Consider the following 14,765-nt stretch of genomic DNA (forward strand, 5'->3'; position numbering starts at 1 on the left):
TTTCTGGTTCATGGGTGTTGGCGGAATTTCTGGCTTTGAAGGGTGAACATGGATCGAGCAAGCCTTGACCAGATCGATCAGAGAATCCTTTCGGAACTCATGAAGAACGCCCGTGTCAGCCATGCGGAGTTGGCCTCGAAGGTCCTGCTTTCCCGGAACGCCGTGCGGCAGCGGATTGATCGGATGGAACGGCAGGGGTACATCCAGGGTTACACCATCGTTTCGGGTACGCCGGGCCAGGGTGCCGTCTCCGCATTTTTTATGATCTACCGGAAGGACCGGGTCCGCGGTTCAGACGTAATCGCTGTACTGCAGTCCATCCCGGAGGTTGTTCTTTGCGACGTGGTAAGCGGGGATTTTGATCTGTTGGTGCGCGTCGAGGCGCGGTCGCTGGAGCGGATTCAGGATATTTGGGAGCAGATAGCTGCGCTTCCCGGGGTAACGGACACCGTCACTGCGATGACTCTGTCCAGCTATGTCCGGCGGAGTCCTGGCGGGGCCAGGCCGGCGCTTTAGCTCCCGGGGCATGTCAATCTCCGGCGTCCGCCCGACCGCGGAGCCCAGGAATGTTCGGGCTGCTTGCCGGTCCATCAGTCTTTGGAGGGACGGGAAGTCCCGTCCCTCCAAAACCCTGTTAGCGCCTGATGCAGATGACCTTTGGCTGAGTCATCTCCTCGTAGGCGAAGCGGACGCCTTCGCGGCCCATGTTGCCGTACTTGGAACCACCAAAAGGCATACCGTCAAAACGGTAGTCCGAGGAGTCGTTGATCATGACTCCTCCTGCGTCAAGACGCCTCGCGGCGTCCATGGCTGTGTCCAGCGAGTTCGTGAATATCCCCGCGTGAAGACTGAACTCGATGGCATTTGCGACCTCTACTGCTTCGTCAAAGGTGTCAAACGGCTGGAGCATGACCACCGGACCGAATACTTCTTCCTGCCAGATCCTGCTGGCGGCTGGAACGTTCTCCAGAACCGTGGGCTGAAGCACGTTGCCCTCGTAGGTGTTACCGGCGAGGCAGGCAGCACCGCCGTGAATGGCCTCATCCAGCTTTGCTTTGAGCTGGCTCAGGGCACGGCCGTTGATCATTGGACCAACATCGGTGTGCTCCTCACGTGGGTCTCCGGCGACCAGGCGGGCAGTTTCCTGCAGGAAACGGTGGCGGAACCTGGCATACAAGGGATGGGCGATGAGGATGCGCTGCACTCCAACGCAGTTTTGCCCTGCAGCCCAGAAGGCACCAGAGACGCAGGATTGCACTGCGGAGTCGAGGTCAGCATCTGCCATCACGATCACCGGCGCATTTCCGCCCAGGTCCATGGAAAGCTTTTTCAGCCCTGCGGTGTGTGCGATGCTCTCGCCGGTCGAGAAGCCCCCGGTGAAGGACACCATCCTGACGTCACGGGCCTTGATCATGGCTTCAGTCACCTCCCGGCCCCCGTGGACCACACTGAGGATGCCTTCGGGAAGGCCGGCCTTGGCAAGTGTGTCCGCGAGCAGTTGCGCTGACAAAGGAGTCAGCGCGGAAGGTTTGAGAATGACCGCGTTGCCGCCGGCGATGGCCGGGCCGATCTTGTGCACCACCAGGTTCAACGGGTCATTAAAGGGGGTGATCGCGGCTATGATCCCCAGCGGTTCACGTGAATACCAGCCCGTCCTGTCCTCTGAGCCCTCGTAGGAATCAAAGGGGATCATTTCCCCGGCGTTTCTGCGGGCTTCGGCTGCCGACAGACGAAGTGTATTAACTGCCCGCCGGACTTCCTTGCGGGCCTGTCGGATGGTTTTGCCGCTTTCGGAGGTAATAGTCCGCGCGAACTCCTCGCACCGCTCCTCAATGTCCGCCGCAGCAGTGTCCAGGATCTTTCCGCGGGCATGGCGGGACAGTGTCCGGGCCCTTCGGGCACCTTCGCGGGCGACGTTGAGGACTTCTTCCACGGCAGACAGGGATGTGAGCGGGACTGCGCCCACAATCGTCCCGTCGTAGGGGCTTTCTACCTCGTGGAACGAAGGCAATGCCTCCTCCATGGCTTCCACGCTCGTCTTATACATGCGCGGCCACCCGGTTCTGCTTGGCATGCATGGCAATGATGTCCGAGAGCAGTGCGTATGCTGTCTCCATCCGCCCGGCTCCAGGTCCGGAGACCGTTACCGGACCGAGGAGATCAGTGCTGAAGGATACTGCGTTGGTAGCGCCGGAGATACCTGCCAGGCCGTGATCCAGGGGCAGGGCAACCGGTCCGACGGCGGCCGTTACCGTTCCGTCAGGCTTGCGTTCTGCTGACCCCACCAGTTTCCAGCGCAGGCCTTCGCGTGCTGCCTCGCGGATATTCTCGGGTGTCAGGCCGGAAATACCCTGCCGCTGCACGTCGGCCAGCTGGATGCGCGCTCCGAGGAGTTCATTGGCGAGAATCAGAACCTTGAGCTGCACGTCATAGCCCTCGATGTCTGCAGCCGGGTTCGCCTCTGCATAACCGAGGTGCTGAGCTTCGCTGACGGCCTCGTCGAAGGCCAGTCCGGCTTCCATTCTGCCCAGCACATAATTGCTGGTGCCGTTCAGGATGCCTTCGAAGCCGTTCAGCTTCAGGCCGGCAAACATCTTTTTCGCCAGCCGGATGACTGGGGTGCCGCTCATGACAGCACCCTCGAACTCAAAGTGCACGCCGTTCCGCTCCGCGAGTTCGGTCAGCTCGGTTCCCCTCAGTGCTACCGGGCCCTTGTTGGTGGTGCACACACTCTTGCCGGACTCCAAAGCCCACTGCACGTGGGAGACTGCCGGTTCGCCGTCGTCCGGGTTTGTGAAGGTCGCTTCGCAGATGATGCCAGCGGTGCAGCTGCGGATCACGCGCTCATTGTCCGGCTCAGCTGATCCGCCATGCTCAGCGAACGTCTCGCTGCCTGTGCCCAGACCCAGGGCCATGGCCAGGTCTATTCCTTCGTCCTGCACCAGCGAACCGAGGCGCAGATCCGTTATGGCCACCACCCGGAGCCCGAAGCCCAGCTGTTGTCGGAGGTCTTCTCCACGGGTGGCGATCAACTCGGCCAAGGTCCGGTTTACGCCGCCGAATCCGATCAGGGCAATGTCGTAGGTGGTCATCATGCTCCTTCAGTTTGTTACGTCAGTGCTCCCATCCTGTGTCCTGTTGGCGTCAGGGCAGCCATGTGCATCTGCCCGAAATCGATGTCGAACCGACCAGGATGAGTACGAAGTGACAGTCCACGGGAAAGTAACATCTGCGCAACATAGACATAATTTTATGTTTTTGATGACTAAACGCCCCATTTGGTGTTACCTTCATCACCATCGGTGCACAGTCCTTCCCGAGCCAATCCGGTCACCAGGAGCGATGCGCCATACATGCCCCACCCCTTTCAACACCGGAGGCACTCTTGCAACCCCCAACTCCCCTTGTTCTTGACCAACAACCCGACTCGCCGCCCGCTGCAGAGCCCGGACTTCGACGCTCCATGGGCCCGCGCCACCTGGTGATGATTGCCATGGGCGGCGTGATCGGCTCCGGGCTGTTCCTCAGCTCCGGCTACACCATCTCCCAGGCGGGCCCGCTCGGCGCGGTGATCGCCTACCTGGTAGGTGCGTTCGTTGTGTACTTGGTGATGGCCTGCCTCGGTGAACTCGCCATCGCGTACCCGGTTTCCGGCGCCTTCCACATCTACGCCGCACGCTCCATCGGCCCTGCCACCGGATTCGCCACCGCCTGGCTGTACTGGCTCTGCTGGGCCGTGGCCATCGGTTCCGAATTCACCGCCTCCGGCCTGCTTATGCAGCGCTGGTTTCCGGACGTCGACGTCTGGGTCTGGTGCCTGGTCTTCGCCGCGGTCCTCTTCGGCTTCAACGCTGTCTCTGCCAAGTTCTTCGGTGAGTCCGAGTTCTGGTTCGCCATCGTCAAGGTCGCCGCAATTATCGGGCTCATCGTCCTGGGCGGCGCCGCCCTGTTCGGGTTCCACCCGCTCAGCGGCGGGGGAGAACACCCCTTCCTCTTTGAGAACTTCGCCACCGAGGCCGGCCTGTTTCCCAACGGCTTCACCGGCGTCCTGGTCACCGCACTTGCGGTCTTTTACGCTTTCTCCGGTTCGGAACTGATCGGCGTTGCAGCAGGCGAAACCAGGGACCCCGCCACCAGTATCCCCAAGGCCATGCGCACCACCGTGATCCGCCTGCTCATCTTCTTCGTTGGTGCCATCGCCGTCATAGCGGCCACCATCCCCTACAGCGAGGTAGGCCTGGCCGAGAGCCCGTTCGTCACCGTTTTCTCCTCCATCGGCCTTCCGTTCGCTGCCGACGTCATGAACTTCGTCATCATCACCGCCCTCCTGTCAGCAGGCAACAGCGGCCTCTTCTCCTGCGCCCGCATGCTCTACTCCCTCGCCGACGAAGGCCACGCACCCCGCGCCTTCAAAAAACTGACAGGCCGCGGTATCCCGCTGATCGCGCTCTCGGTGAGCATGGTGGGCGGTGTCGCCTCCTTGATCAGCAGCGTGGTTGCCCCAGAGACGGTCTACCTGGTCCTGGTCTCCGTGGCAGGATTCGCCGTGGTGGGTGTCTGGATGTCCATCACCGCCTCACACTTCTTCCACCGCCGCGCTTTCGTCCGCAACGGCGGCGACGTTTCCGCCCTCGCCTACAGGGCGCCGCTGTTCCCGCTCGTGCCCATCCTGGCATTCACCCTGTGCGTAGTTTCCCTGGTTGGCATCGCATTTGATCCCACGCAGGTCGCCGCGCTTTACTTCGGCATTCCCTTCGTGGCTGCCTGCTATGGATTCTTCTACCTCAGGTACGGGCGCAAAGTCAGCCTTGAGAGAGTGTCCTGACCGTTAGCACCTATAGGGCGGTATTGGGGGCCGGCAGCTTCGGCTGCGCCCCTATACCGCCTGTTCTTGTCCAGGTGAGACCGCTATCCAATCCTTCCTGGCCAGCCGGGATAGTGCCTGCCCCGGGATAGGCTGGATTGGCGGAAGGAGCAATAACGGTGGATACCTCCCCGGAAGCATCATCGATGGCACAGGGACTTCGGATAGTGCGGCTGGTTGCCGACCGGGAGAAATCCGGCAGGCAACTTTCCGGGGTCTCGCAGCTGGCCGCCGAACTGCAAATGGAGCAGAGCAGGGTTTCCCGCCTGACACGGGAACTATGCGATCTGGGGCTGCTGGAGCGCCAGGACCGCGGCCCCTTCCGCGTCGGGCCGCGGTTTTTCAGCCTTGGTGCCTCCCTTAATACAGGCTGGGTGCGGGCGGCCGCGACAGAGTTGGAGCAGCTCGGCGCTGTGGTGGGGCATCGAGCCCGCATTTCCGTCCTTGATGGATATCGCGTCATCCTGCTGCGGGCCTCCAGCACCGATGCTGTGGCAGGCGGCTTCGTGAAGCCCGGCATGGTGACACCTGTCTGGTGCACTGGGGCAGGGCGTGCCCTGTTATGGGATTACAAGGAACGAGAAGTTCAGGCGCTGCTCAAAGACGTGAATTTCATTGGTGTTGGAGGCCCCGAGGCTGCACACTCCACAACCGAAGTGTGGGAACTGATGGTTCGCGACCGCGGCATCGGATATGTTGCCGCAGTGGAGGAATTCGAGCATGGCATTGCTGAACTGGCGGTCCCCATCCGCGAGGCAGGCGGAGGCATCGTGGCCTCGCTCAGTGTCCTTGGCGGCCGCGCCGCTGTGGCATCGAACGCTACACATATCGCTGCGGTCCTGGCTGACGCTGCCGGACGGCTTGGTTCGGTGCCTTTAGATCAGCGCGATCCTCTGCAAGTGACCGCGCTGTCGAGCTGACAAAGTTCGCCCCATCGCCTGACCCGTCCCTGGGCAAAGGCTACGCGCCAAGCTTCTCGGCAACGTAGCCCAGGGCCTCCTCCAGTTGCTTTCCCTGCACCATCAGAACTTCCGCGCAATCTTTTTGCCGGGGTTCCAGTCGCACTTTGGGGCCGACAATCTGCAGGGCGGCCACGACGTCTGCCTTGAAGTCCCGAATAGGCACGGCAAGCGAGTAGAGGCCCGGTTCCGCCTCCTCGTCAACGATGGAGTACCCGCGCGACCGCGCCTGGTTCAACCGGGCCAGGAAGTCCTCCACGCTGGTCGGCGTATTTGGTCCATGGCGGACAAACTCGACACCGGAAAAGACGGTATGCACTTCCTCGTCCGACGCTTCCCACAACAGCGCCTGGCCGGCATCGCTGCAGTAGGCGGGGTAGGGCCTGCCCAGCCAGGACCCCACCATGTTGCTGCTCTCCGGGACACTTTCACCGATGGTGACCGTGCTGTTTCCGCTGAGCACGCCAAGGAAGCAGCCCTCGTCGGTCTGCCGGGCAAGGCTGTTGAGGGCAGCGGCACCGTCAATCTCCAGGCGCCGCCCGGACAGCAATTGCGCGTCCGTGTACAGCGACCAGTCCAAGGCGAAGCCGCGCTGCGATGTGCGGCGCAGGAAGCCTTCAAGCTCGGCAGTGCGCAGGCTGCGCGACACCTGGCTCCGATCCTTACCCAGATCTGCGGCAATGTCAGCTACCGTTCCCCCGGGAAACCCCTGTGCATGCCGCGATCCCGCTGCCAGAACGGCCATGATTCCCCGGCCCATGCTGGACATCTTTGACATACGTCCGATTCTAGACGAGCCACTGTTTCAGGAGATGGCGAACACCCTTGCCGGGAAGCCACTGCCACCCAGAGGCTTAGCCCAGGTTGCGACGACTACAGCACCGGCTTCCGGAAGTCCGTCCAGGTTGGCCAGAAGTTCGATCTGCCAGCGGTCCTGCGCCAGAACGTAGGTCTCGAGGCTGAAGTCCTGCATGGACGTGGCAAGACCGGGATCTGTGTCGGTTTGCTCGTGGCCCACGGCGGCAACGGACCGCTGTCCAATCAGAAAGGCAAGCACCTCCTGGGACCAGCCGGGCGTGTGGCTCAAGCCCCCGGCATCCCGGTTAGCCATTGCTTCCGGGTCCGGCCAACGCCTGCTCCAACCGGTGCGCAAGGCCACGAAGGCACCCTCCGGGATGGCGCCGTTCCGGCCCTCCCAATCCTGAACATCCTTCAGGACGGGGGTGGCATCGGGGTTGCCGCTCACGCGGTCAGTAATATCCAGAATTACAAGTGGAAGGATCATCTCCTCCACCGGAATCTGATCCAGTGTCCTGCCTCCACGGATAAAGTGGGACGGCGGATCAACGTGAGTTCCCCACTGCCCAACGATCGAGTAGCGATGGGCAGTAAAGCCATCGCCTTTCTCCACATCGAAAAGTGCTTCCCGCACTTCATTCGGGAAGGCCGGGAAATGTGGCTGGCCCGGGTGGAACGAATGAGTCAGATCAGTAAAAGACGCGCCCTGGAGCAGGGACTGCAGGCCAGCCCAAATGCCAACGGCAGTGGTTCCTGTCAAGATGCCACCGCTCCTTCACAGTCTTCAACCTGGGCGCCGGCCGCAACACTCACCGGCCCTGTCAGTTCAATAACGGGCAGCTCCCATGGATGGATATCCACGATCTGCCGAACGAACTGTTCCACCACAGCGTCATCAAGGGCGGCACTGAAGTAAGTGGTGTAAACGAAAGTCGGCGAGAAGGTTTGTTCTCCCACTTCTCCCAGCGTGGGGGTAGCTCCAGCGGCGCACGTGAAACCCTCAAAGCCAACCCCGGATTCGAAGACATGCTTGTAGTTGCCGAAATCCCCCAGATCCTGGAACTGCTCCACAACCTGAAGCAACGTGGCAAGCCCTTTGTCCTTCGTCAAGGCCGCCACCTCGCCGGCCGTTATCTGCCCGAACGTCTCGGCGCTGATGGGCCAGTGGACCCTAAGTTTGCGGACTGAGTTCATGTGGACCTTCACTGGCGTTTCTCTTCTCTTTTGAGGTGATGTGACCATCGTTACATAGCTCGACGTTCATTACAAGCATAAATAAATGCTTATTACGAGTATGGAGTAGTGCGGGAAAAGGGCCGACGGCGGCACTCGGGTGAGTGCCGCCGTCGACCCTTCTGAGGTGACTGGTGGATGTTGCCGCTCTAAGCCACTGTGGCGTCCACTGCCTGGGACTCAGCGGAAGCTTCGCGCCGCTCAGGCCCCGAAGACGGGTGGGCGGCCACGGCCGCCGCATGCTCGGCCAGCACCCCCGTCTTATGGCGGATCTTCAGCCGGTACAACAGGGCCCCGCCGCCGGTGACGGCTGCCACGAAGATCACCCCGCCCCACTGCAGGTACCACTCGAACGGGGGCACGGAGTTGTAGATTTCCGGCCGGGGCCACACCAGGTTCAGGGTCATCGCGCCGCCCCACAGGACAGCGATGATGTTCACCGGCAGCCCCCATTTGCCCAGGCTGAAGCCGGGCTCGGAGCCGTCGTCCGCCAGGGGCCATTTCTTCTGCAGCCTCTTGCGGAGCAGCGGGACGGTGACCAGCAAATAGGACAGGTAGATCAGGACGATGCTGATGCTGGACAGGATGGTGAAGATGGCCGGCTGCATCACGTTGACCAGCAGCGGGATGACGGCGATCACGCCGATCACGATGGCGGCGATGGTGGGGGTCCTGCGGACCGGGTCCACCTTGCTGAGCTGCCGGCTGAACGGGAGGTTGTTGTCCCGGGCCATGGCGAACATCATGCGGATCGCTGCGGCGTGGACAGCGAGGGTGCAGACCACCACGGCCACAACAATGCACGCCAGGAAGGCCTTGCCGAAAGGCCCACCCAGGACGGAGAGCACAATATGCTGCAGGCCGCCGTCGGCAGCTCCCACCTTGGGATCGGCAAGGTCCGGTGCCGCAAGGATGCCGAAGAGCAGGATCAGGCCACCGAGCACAAAGGACGCCGTGACGGCACGGATGATGGCCTTGGGGGCCGTGCGCTTGGGATCCTTGGTCTCTTCGCCCAGGGAGCTTGCGGTGTCAAAGCCGTACATCACATAACCCGACGCCATGGCGCCGATCAGGAAGACACCGAAGAAGCCAAGATCGTGGCCTTCCCCGAATCCGGCGGTCTCGAAAAAGACCTCGGGTCCCCGCACCACGTGCCAGGCCAGTGCGAGGATCAGCAGCACCGCGGCCACCAGCTCCACGAAGACGCCAATGCTGTTGATCCTGGTCATAAGCTTCACGCCGAACGCGTTGATGAGGGTTGAGATGGTGATCATTATTGTCGCCAGCACCACCCCGTTCATCGCGAAGTCGTACGGGCCCGTGCCATCACCTACAAACTGGAAGCCGGACCAAAGCTGCGGCAGCGTGATCTGCAGGGCCAGCGCCACGGATCCCAACGCCATGATGGAGGACAGAAGCAGCAGCCAGCCTGCCAGCCAGGACGAGGTCCCGGAGGCAAGCCGCTTGGCCCAGTTGTACACCGATCCGGCCACGGGGTAGCGGCCTGCCAGTTCGGCAAAACACAACGCCACCATCAGCTGGCCGGCGAAGACGAGGGGCCAGGACCACGCATATGCGGGGCCGGCCATGGAAAAACCAAAGTAGAACAGTTGAAAAACACCAGTGAGGATGGAGATGTAGCTGACCCCTGCCGCGAAGCTGGCAAACTTGCCGATGCTCCGGTCCAGGGTCTGCGTATAACCAAACTCGTCCATGCCGCTTGAATCAATACTCTTGCTGGGTTCCGCCATGTGGACTCCTAGATCAGAAAAGCACGATGGTGATGACCGGCCGGCCGTGGCATGAGAGGGGAAGCCCTGCCGCCGGACCCCGCCGCTCAGGCGAGGGACGCGGTGAGCTCCATTTCTTCGATGGCCATGGTTTCGCCGGACTGGCCGGTGCGGCGGAGGTCTGCGCGGACCAAATCAGCACAGCGCTCGCCGATCATCATGACGGTGATGTTGGGGTTGACGGTGACGTGTTCAGGCATAACGGAGGCGTCGGCAACACGCAGCCCCGTGACGCCCTTGACCCGCAGTTCGGGATCCAGTGGCGACATTTCGTCGTCCACCGGCCCCATGCGGACCGTGCCCACCGGGTGGTACACCGTGTTGTGGGTCTTGCGGATGTAGTCCCGCAGTTCCTCGTCGGTCTGGGCCTCGACGCCGGGAGACAGCTCGCGCCCGGCCCATTCGGCCATTGCCGGCTGGGCGGCGATTTCCCTGGCTTTGCGGATGCCGGCCACCATCACCCGCATGTCGTGCCCTTCGGGATCGGTGAAGTAGCGCGGGTCCACCATCGGCTTGTCGCGGAAGTCGCGGCTGCGCAGCCGGACGGTGCCGCGGGAGCGGGCATGCGTGACGTTCGGGGTGAGGCTGAAGCCGTTCTCCGTGGTGGGGTAGCCGTGCCGCAGGGTGTTCATGTCGAACGGGACCGAGCCGTAGTGCATCATCAGGTCGGGGCGGTCGAGGCCGTCCTCGGTGGGGGTGAAGATGCCGATCTCCCACCACTGGGTGGAGGTCTGCACCATGGGCTGTTTGGCCTCGAACTGCACCACGCCTTCCGGATGGTCCTGCAGGTGCTCGCCCACGCCGGGGGAGTCCACCAGGACCTCGATGCCATGCTGCGCCAGGTGGGCCGCCGGGCCGATCCCGGAGAGCATCAGCAGCTTGGGTGAGTCGATGGCGCCGGTGGACAGGATGACCTCCCGGTGCGCCGTGAGCCGGTGGGTCCGGCCGAACGCCGAGTCCACCACGTCCACGCCGGTGCAGCGCTTGTCCGCATCGAACACCAGCTGGCGGGCGCGGAGGCCGGTCAGCAGGGTGAAGTTTTCCCGGTCAATAATCGGGTGGATGTAGGACACCGAGCTGGAGGCGCGGGTGCCGTCCGCCTGGCGGTTGATCTGGAAGAAGTTGGCACCATTGACCACCGTGGTTCCGGTGTTGAACCTCGCGCGGGGGATCCCGGCCTGCTCGCAGGCATCCAAAAGCGCGACGCCGGCAGGATCGGCCGGGGGCACGTTCATCAGGTGCACGGGGCCTGAGTCCCCGTGGTGGGGTGCGTCCGGGCCGGCATCCTCATTGGTTTCCAGCCGCTTGTAGAGCGGCCAGGCGGCGTCGGCATTCCAACCGGCTGCGCCGTACTTGGATTCCCATTCGTCCAGGTCTTCCCGCGGAGCCCAGAAGGCGATGCAGGAGTTGTGGCTCGAGCAGCCGCCCATGACTTTGGCCCGGGCGTGGCGCATAAAGGAGTTGCCGTTCTCCTGCGGTTCCACGGGGTAGTCCCAGTCATACCCGGATTCCAGCAGCTCCATCCAGCGGTCCAGCTGCAGGATTTCCGGGATGTTGCGGTCATCCGGGCCCGCCTCCACCAGGGCAACGGTCACCTCCGGATCCTCGCTCAGCCGTGCTGCCACAGCCGCTCCGGCGGATCCGCCGCCAATCACAAGGTAGTCGAACCCGCGCTCGCCGAGGTCCTCGATGTTGTCGAAGTGCATCTAGTTCTCCTTGCCGTGGTCAGCGAACCAGCCGGTCACCTGCGGGCTGGTGTTCTGGTAGATGTGCTTGGCCTCCTGGTATTCCGCGAAGCCGGTGGGGCCGAGTTCGCGGCCGACGCCGGACTGGCCGAAGCCGCCCCACTCGGCCTGCGGGAGGTAGGGGTGGTAGTCGTTGATCCAGATGGTGCCGTGCCGGAGCCGGCCTGCCACGCGCTGTGCCTTGCCGGCGTCCTGGGTCCAGACCGCACCCGCCAGTCCGTAGATGGTGTCGTTGGCGGTGGCTACAGCCTCGTCCTCCGTGCGGAAGGTTTCGACGGTAACAACGGGGCCGAACGCCTCATCGATGACCACGGACATACCCTTTTGGACGCGGTCCAGGACTGTGGGCTGGTAGTAGAAGCCGCCGTCGTACTTCTCGCCGGCCGGTGCCGCACCGCCGCACCGCAACCTCGCCCCCTCCTCGATGCCGCGCTGGACGTAGGCGTGGACCTTGTCGCGGTGGGCGGCGGAGATCAGCGGGCCGGTCTCGGCCGCTTCATCGAACGGGCCGCCAAGCCGGATTCCCTGTGCCCGGCGGACCAGCTCGTCAACGAAGCGTTCGGCGATCGATTCCTCCACCACCAGCCGCGCCCCCGCCGAACAGACCTGGCCGGAGTGGACGAAGGCGCCGTTCAAAGCGTTGTCGACGGCGGCGTCAAAGTCCGCGTCCGCGAACACCACGTTGGGGTTCTTGCCGCCCAGTTCCAGCGCCACCTTCTTCACCGTGCCGGCGGCGGCAGCGGCAATGCGCTTGCCGGTCTCCAGGCCGCCGGTGAAGGAGACGAGGTCGACGTCGGGGTGTTCGGAGAGCGGTGCGCCCGCTTCAGCGCCGGGTCCGGTCACCAGGTTGGCTACGCCGTCCGGCAGGCCGAGGTCCTGCAGCAGCTGCATGGCCAGGATGGCGGTGGAGGGGGTCAGTTCGGAGGGCTTGAGGACAAAGGTGCAGCCTGCGGCCAGCGCGGGGGCGATCTTCCACGCGGCCTGAAGCAGGGGGTAGTTCCATGGAGTGATCAGGCCGCAGACGCCTACCGGTTCGTAGACGATCTTGCTGGCCACGGTGGGGTTCCCGGCGTCAACCACGCGGCCCGACTGCTGCCCCGCCAGCCGGCCGAAGTACTCGAAGCAGGCGGCGATGTCGTCCATGTCGATGCGGCTTTCGATGATCCGCTTTCCGGTATCGAGTGACTCGGCGCGGGCGAACTTTTCCCGGCGCTCGCGCAGCTCGGCGGCGACCTTGAGCAGGAAGGTGCCACGCTCGGGAGCCGGGACACTGGACCAGATGCCTGAGTCGAAGGCAGCACGCGCGGCGGCGATGGCCCGCTCGGCATCTTCACGGCCGGCCTCGGAGACAGTGGCGGCCAGTTCGCCGTCGGCCGGGTTGTGGATGTGGCGGACGGCGCCCGACGCTGCCGGCTCCCACGAACCGTTGATGAAAAGGGTGGATGCTGTCACGTCCGGAGACGGTGTGGCGTAAGTCATACGGAGGACAGTAGCCGATGTTGAACGCCTGTTCAATAGTTTTCTTGAACAGGCGTTCAATGTGACTGAGGCGGAGGCAGCGCCGGGAAGCGCGTGGTTTTAGTTCTCCTGAAGCGGACTTGAGCTCTTGCTGTCGGCTTGATCCTGCGCCTGCAGCGGGGCGAAAGCGATTTCTTCCGTACGGCTGATGCTTCGCTTGATGGATTCCTTATCCACGCCAAGAAGCGAGGTCAGCCACATCCCGTTTTGTATCACCACAATGTCCGCTGCCCTTGCCCTGCATTCCTCCCACGACAGTCCGGGCTGGGCGTTGGAGACCAGTGCCGCGAGTCCGTCGATGTAGCGGTCAAAGGCGGCAGCGTTGATCTGCGCGTAGTCCTCGTCCGCCTGCGCGAGGGCCCACAGGTGCAGGCGCAGGGACAGGTATCGGGTGGTCAGGAGATCAGCGGCGGCAACCCGCCGCAGGGCCTTGCGCAACTGTTCGTCGGCGGGCAGGGAGGGGTCTTGTGCCACCAGCAGGAGGTCGTGCTCGTCCACCCGGCGAAGGGCTGCGCGGATCAGGCTTGTCTTATCGTCGTAGTAGTAGTTCACCAGGCCCAGGGCGACGCCGGCTTCCCGCGCTACGGCACGCATGCTCACGCCGGAAATACCGTGGCGGGAGAGCAGATCGAGCGCCGCTTCGAGAATGCGTGTCTGTCTGTCGATCTGTTCGCCATTGACGGTGTTTGTCCCCACCCCGCCACACTATTGCCAAACCCGCCACGAATGCACTTCCGGACCGGGCTGGTGCACGCCCCGGTCCGCTGCCTACTGCCGGCCCTCGGCCGGTGTCCACCCCAGGGCGGGGCCCAGGCTGCCGGCAATGTCGGTCAGGATCTGGACGTAATCTTCATGGTCAAAGCTGAAAGGCAGGGCGAACGCCACCTCGTCGATTTCCTGGAATCCCGCGTGGGCGTACAGCTGTTCCGCGATTTCGTCACTGGTGCCGATGAGGTCCGGGGCGAAGAGCATGCCCTTGGGCCCCTGCGGCGCCCGGGTGCGCGGAGTGCGTTCATCGACGTAGCGCTGGTATTTCTCCCGCTGTGCCGGCGAGGCCGAATCCGTGGGGATCACCACCAGGCCCTGCGACACGCGGGCCGGCCCATGTCCTTGTGCCGCCTCCCGGAAGGCACGGATCTGCGATTGCTGGACGAGGGCGAAGTCCGGCTCCTGGTCCGCTTCGGGGAAGACCACGCTGCTGGAGAGCAGGTTGAACCCGTGCTCCCCGGCCCAGACTGCCGACTTCGTGCTGCCTGCTCCATACCAAAGACGGTCCCTCAGCCCGGGAGAATGCGGCTCCACCCGGTTGGAAAATTCCTCGACCACACCTTGCTTGCCGGAAAAATCCCGCACCGGTTCCCCTGCAACCAAACGGGCCAGCCGATCCATGCGGGCGTAGCTGAAGTCCTCAGCTTCGGAGGAATCCGGGTACAACTCGTGCTTCACCGTGTCGTAGTTCATCGGTTCCCCGACGCTCAGCCCGGGATTGATCCGTCCCCCGGCGAGCAGGTCCACGGTGGCCAGGTCCTCGGCCAGGCGCAACGGGTTTTCCCACCCGAGCGGTGTCACTGCAGTGCCGAGTTCGATCCTGGTGGTGCGCTGGCTGGCTGCGGCCATCACCGCTATGGGCGAGGAGATGCCGAACTGCAGGTGGCGGTGGCGCAGCCAGGCACTGTCGAATCCGAGCCGCTCGCCAAGTTCGATGATCTCCAAGGTGGATTGGTGGCCCGGGCCGGGATCCGCCGGATCGAAGAGGCCGATCGTGAGGAATCCAAGCTTGCGCAAGGGGCGGGCGGGGTGGGGCATGGGCTTCCTCCATGATCGGGGTGGGCTGCTCCCAGAATATGCGTCAGGCACT

The 14,765-nt window shown here is 63.4% G+C and carries 13 protein-coding genes; 3 read left to right on the plus strand and 10 right to left on the minus strand.

Annotated features, from left to right (window positions below; all coding sequences use genetic code 11):
* Positions 1-48 precede the first annotated feature (48 nt).
* The gene (locus QRN11_RS19325) at positions 49-516 is read left to right on the plus strand and encodes an Lrp/AsnC family transcriptional regulator (RefSeq protein WP_142058335.1); all 468 of its coding nucleotides are present in this window, start codon (positions 49-51) and stop codon (positions 514-516) included.
* A 118-nt stretch (positions 517-634) separates the two neighbouring features.
* On the opposite strand, the gene QRN11_RS19330 is transcribed toward QRN11_RS19325, so the two are convergent.
* Positions 635-2,047 carry an aldehyde dehydrogenase family protein gene (locus tag QRN11_RS19330; protein WP_285314105.1) on the minus strand — a complete coding sequence of 471 codons (1,413 nt, stop codon included), beginning with the start codon at positions 2,045-2,047 and terminating at the stop codon, positions 635-637.
* The gene (locus tag QRN11_RS19335) at positions 2,040-3,092 is read right to left on the minus strand and encodes a homoserine dehydrogenase (protein ID WP_350224010.1); all 1,053 of its coding nucleotides are present in this window, start codon (positions 3,090-3,092) and stop codon (positions 2,040-2,042) included. Before QRN11_RS19335 ends, QRN11_RS19330 begins: the two co-directional genes overlap by 8 nt.
* 293 nt (positions 3,093-3,385) lie before the next feature.
* Between QRN11_RS19335 and QRN11_RS19340 the strand changes: the two genes are divergently transcribed.
* On the plus strand, positions 3,386-4,825 hold the full coding sequence (locus tag QRN11_RS19340; protein WP_285314107.1) for an amino acid permease: 1,440 nt from the start codon (positions 3,386-3,388) through the stop codon (positions 4,823-4,825).
* A gap of 158 nt (positions 4,826-4,983) precedes the next feature.
* On the plus strand, positions 4,984-5,784 hold the full coding sequence (locus tag QRN11_RS19345; RefSeq protein ID WP_285314108.1) for an IclR family transcriptional regulator: 801 nt from the start codon (positions 4,984-4,986) through the stop codon (positions 5,782-5,784).
* Between the two features lie 40 nt (positions 5,785-5,824).
* On the opposite strand, the gene QRN11_RS19350 is transcribed toward QRN11_RS19345, so the two are convergent.
* The 8 genes from QRN11_RS19350 to QRN11_RS19385 form a co-directional block, all read right to left on the minus strand.
* On the minus strand, positions 5,825-6,601 hold the full coding sequence (locus QRN11_RS19350) for an IclR family transcriptional regulator (RefSeq protein ID WP_091421751.1): 777 nt from the start codon (positions 6,599-6,601) through the stop codon (positions 5,825-5,827).
* 27 nt (positions 6,602-6,628) lie between these two features.
* The gene (locus QRN11_RS19355) at positions 6,629-7,381 is read right to left on the minus strand and encodes a cyclase family protein (protein WP_502935057.1); all 753 of its coding nucleotides are present in this window, start codon (positions 7,379-7,381) and stop codon (positions 6,629-6,631) included.
* Positions 7,378-7,731: a hypothetical protein gene (locus QRN11_RS19360; RefSeq protein WP_502935058.1), complete on the minus strand. Its 354-nt coding sequence runs from the start codon at positions 7,729-7,731 to the stop codon at positions 7,378-7,380. The genes QRN11_RS19355 and QRN11_RS19360 overlap by 4 nt, the downstream gene beginning before the upstream one ends.
* A 272-nt stretch (positions 7,732-8,003) precedes the next feature.
* Positions 8,004-9,605: an APC family permease gene (locus tag QRN11_RS19365; protein ID WP_285314110.1), complete on the minus strand. Its 1,602-nt coding sequence runs from the start codon at positions 9,603-9,605 to the stop codon at positions 8,004-8,006.
* 86 nt (positions 9,606-9,691) lie between these two features.
* Positions 9,692-11,350, minus strand: a complete 1,659-nt coding sequence (locus tag QRN11_RS19370; protein WP_285314111.1) for a GMC family oxidoreductase — start codon at positions 11,348-11,350, stop codon at positions 9,692-9,694.
* The gene (locus QRN11_RS19375; protein ID WP_285314112.1) at positions 11,351-12,868 is read right to left on the minus strand and encodes an aldehyde dehydrogenase family protein; all 1,518 of its coding nucleotides are present in this window, start codon (positions 12,866-12,868) and stop codon (positions 11,351-11,353) included.
* A gap of 99 nt (positions 12,869-12,967) precedes the next feature.
* Positions 12,968-13,603, minus strand: a complete 636-nt coding sequence (locus tag QRN11_RS19380) for a TetR/AcrR family transcriptional regulator (protein ID WP_285314113.1) — start codon at positions 13,601-13,603, stop codon at positions 12,968-12,970.
* 72 nt (positions 13,604-13,675) lie between these two features.
* A complete protein-coding gene (locus QRN11_RS19385; RefSeq protein ID WP_285314114.1) occupies positions 13,676-14,713 on the minus strand; it encodes an LLM class flavin-dependent oxidoreductase in 1,038 nt (345 codons plus the stop codon).
* Positions 14,714-14,765 lie beyond the last annotated feature (52 nt).

Origin of the sequence: Pseudarthrobacter sp. fls2-241-R2A-168 (assembly GCF_030209335.1) — a bacterium.
In the GTDB taxonomy this organism is placed as follows: domain Bacteria; phylum Actinomycetota; class Actinomycetes; order Actinomycetales; family Micrococcaceae; genus Arthrobacter.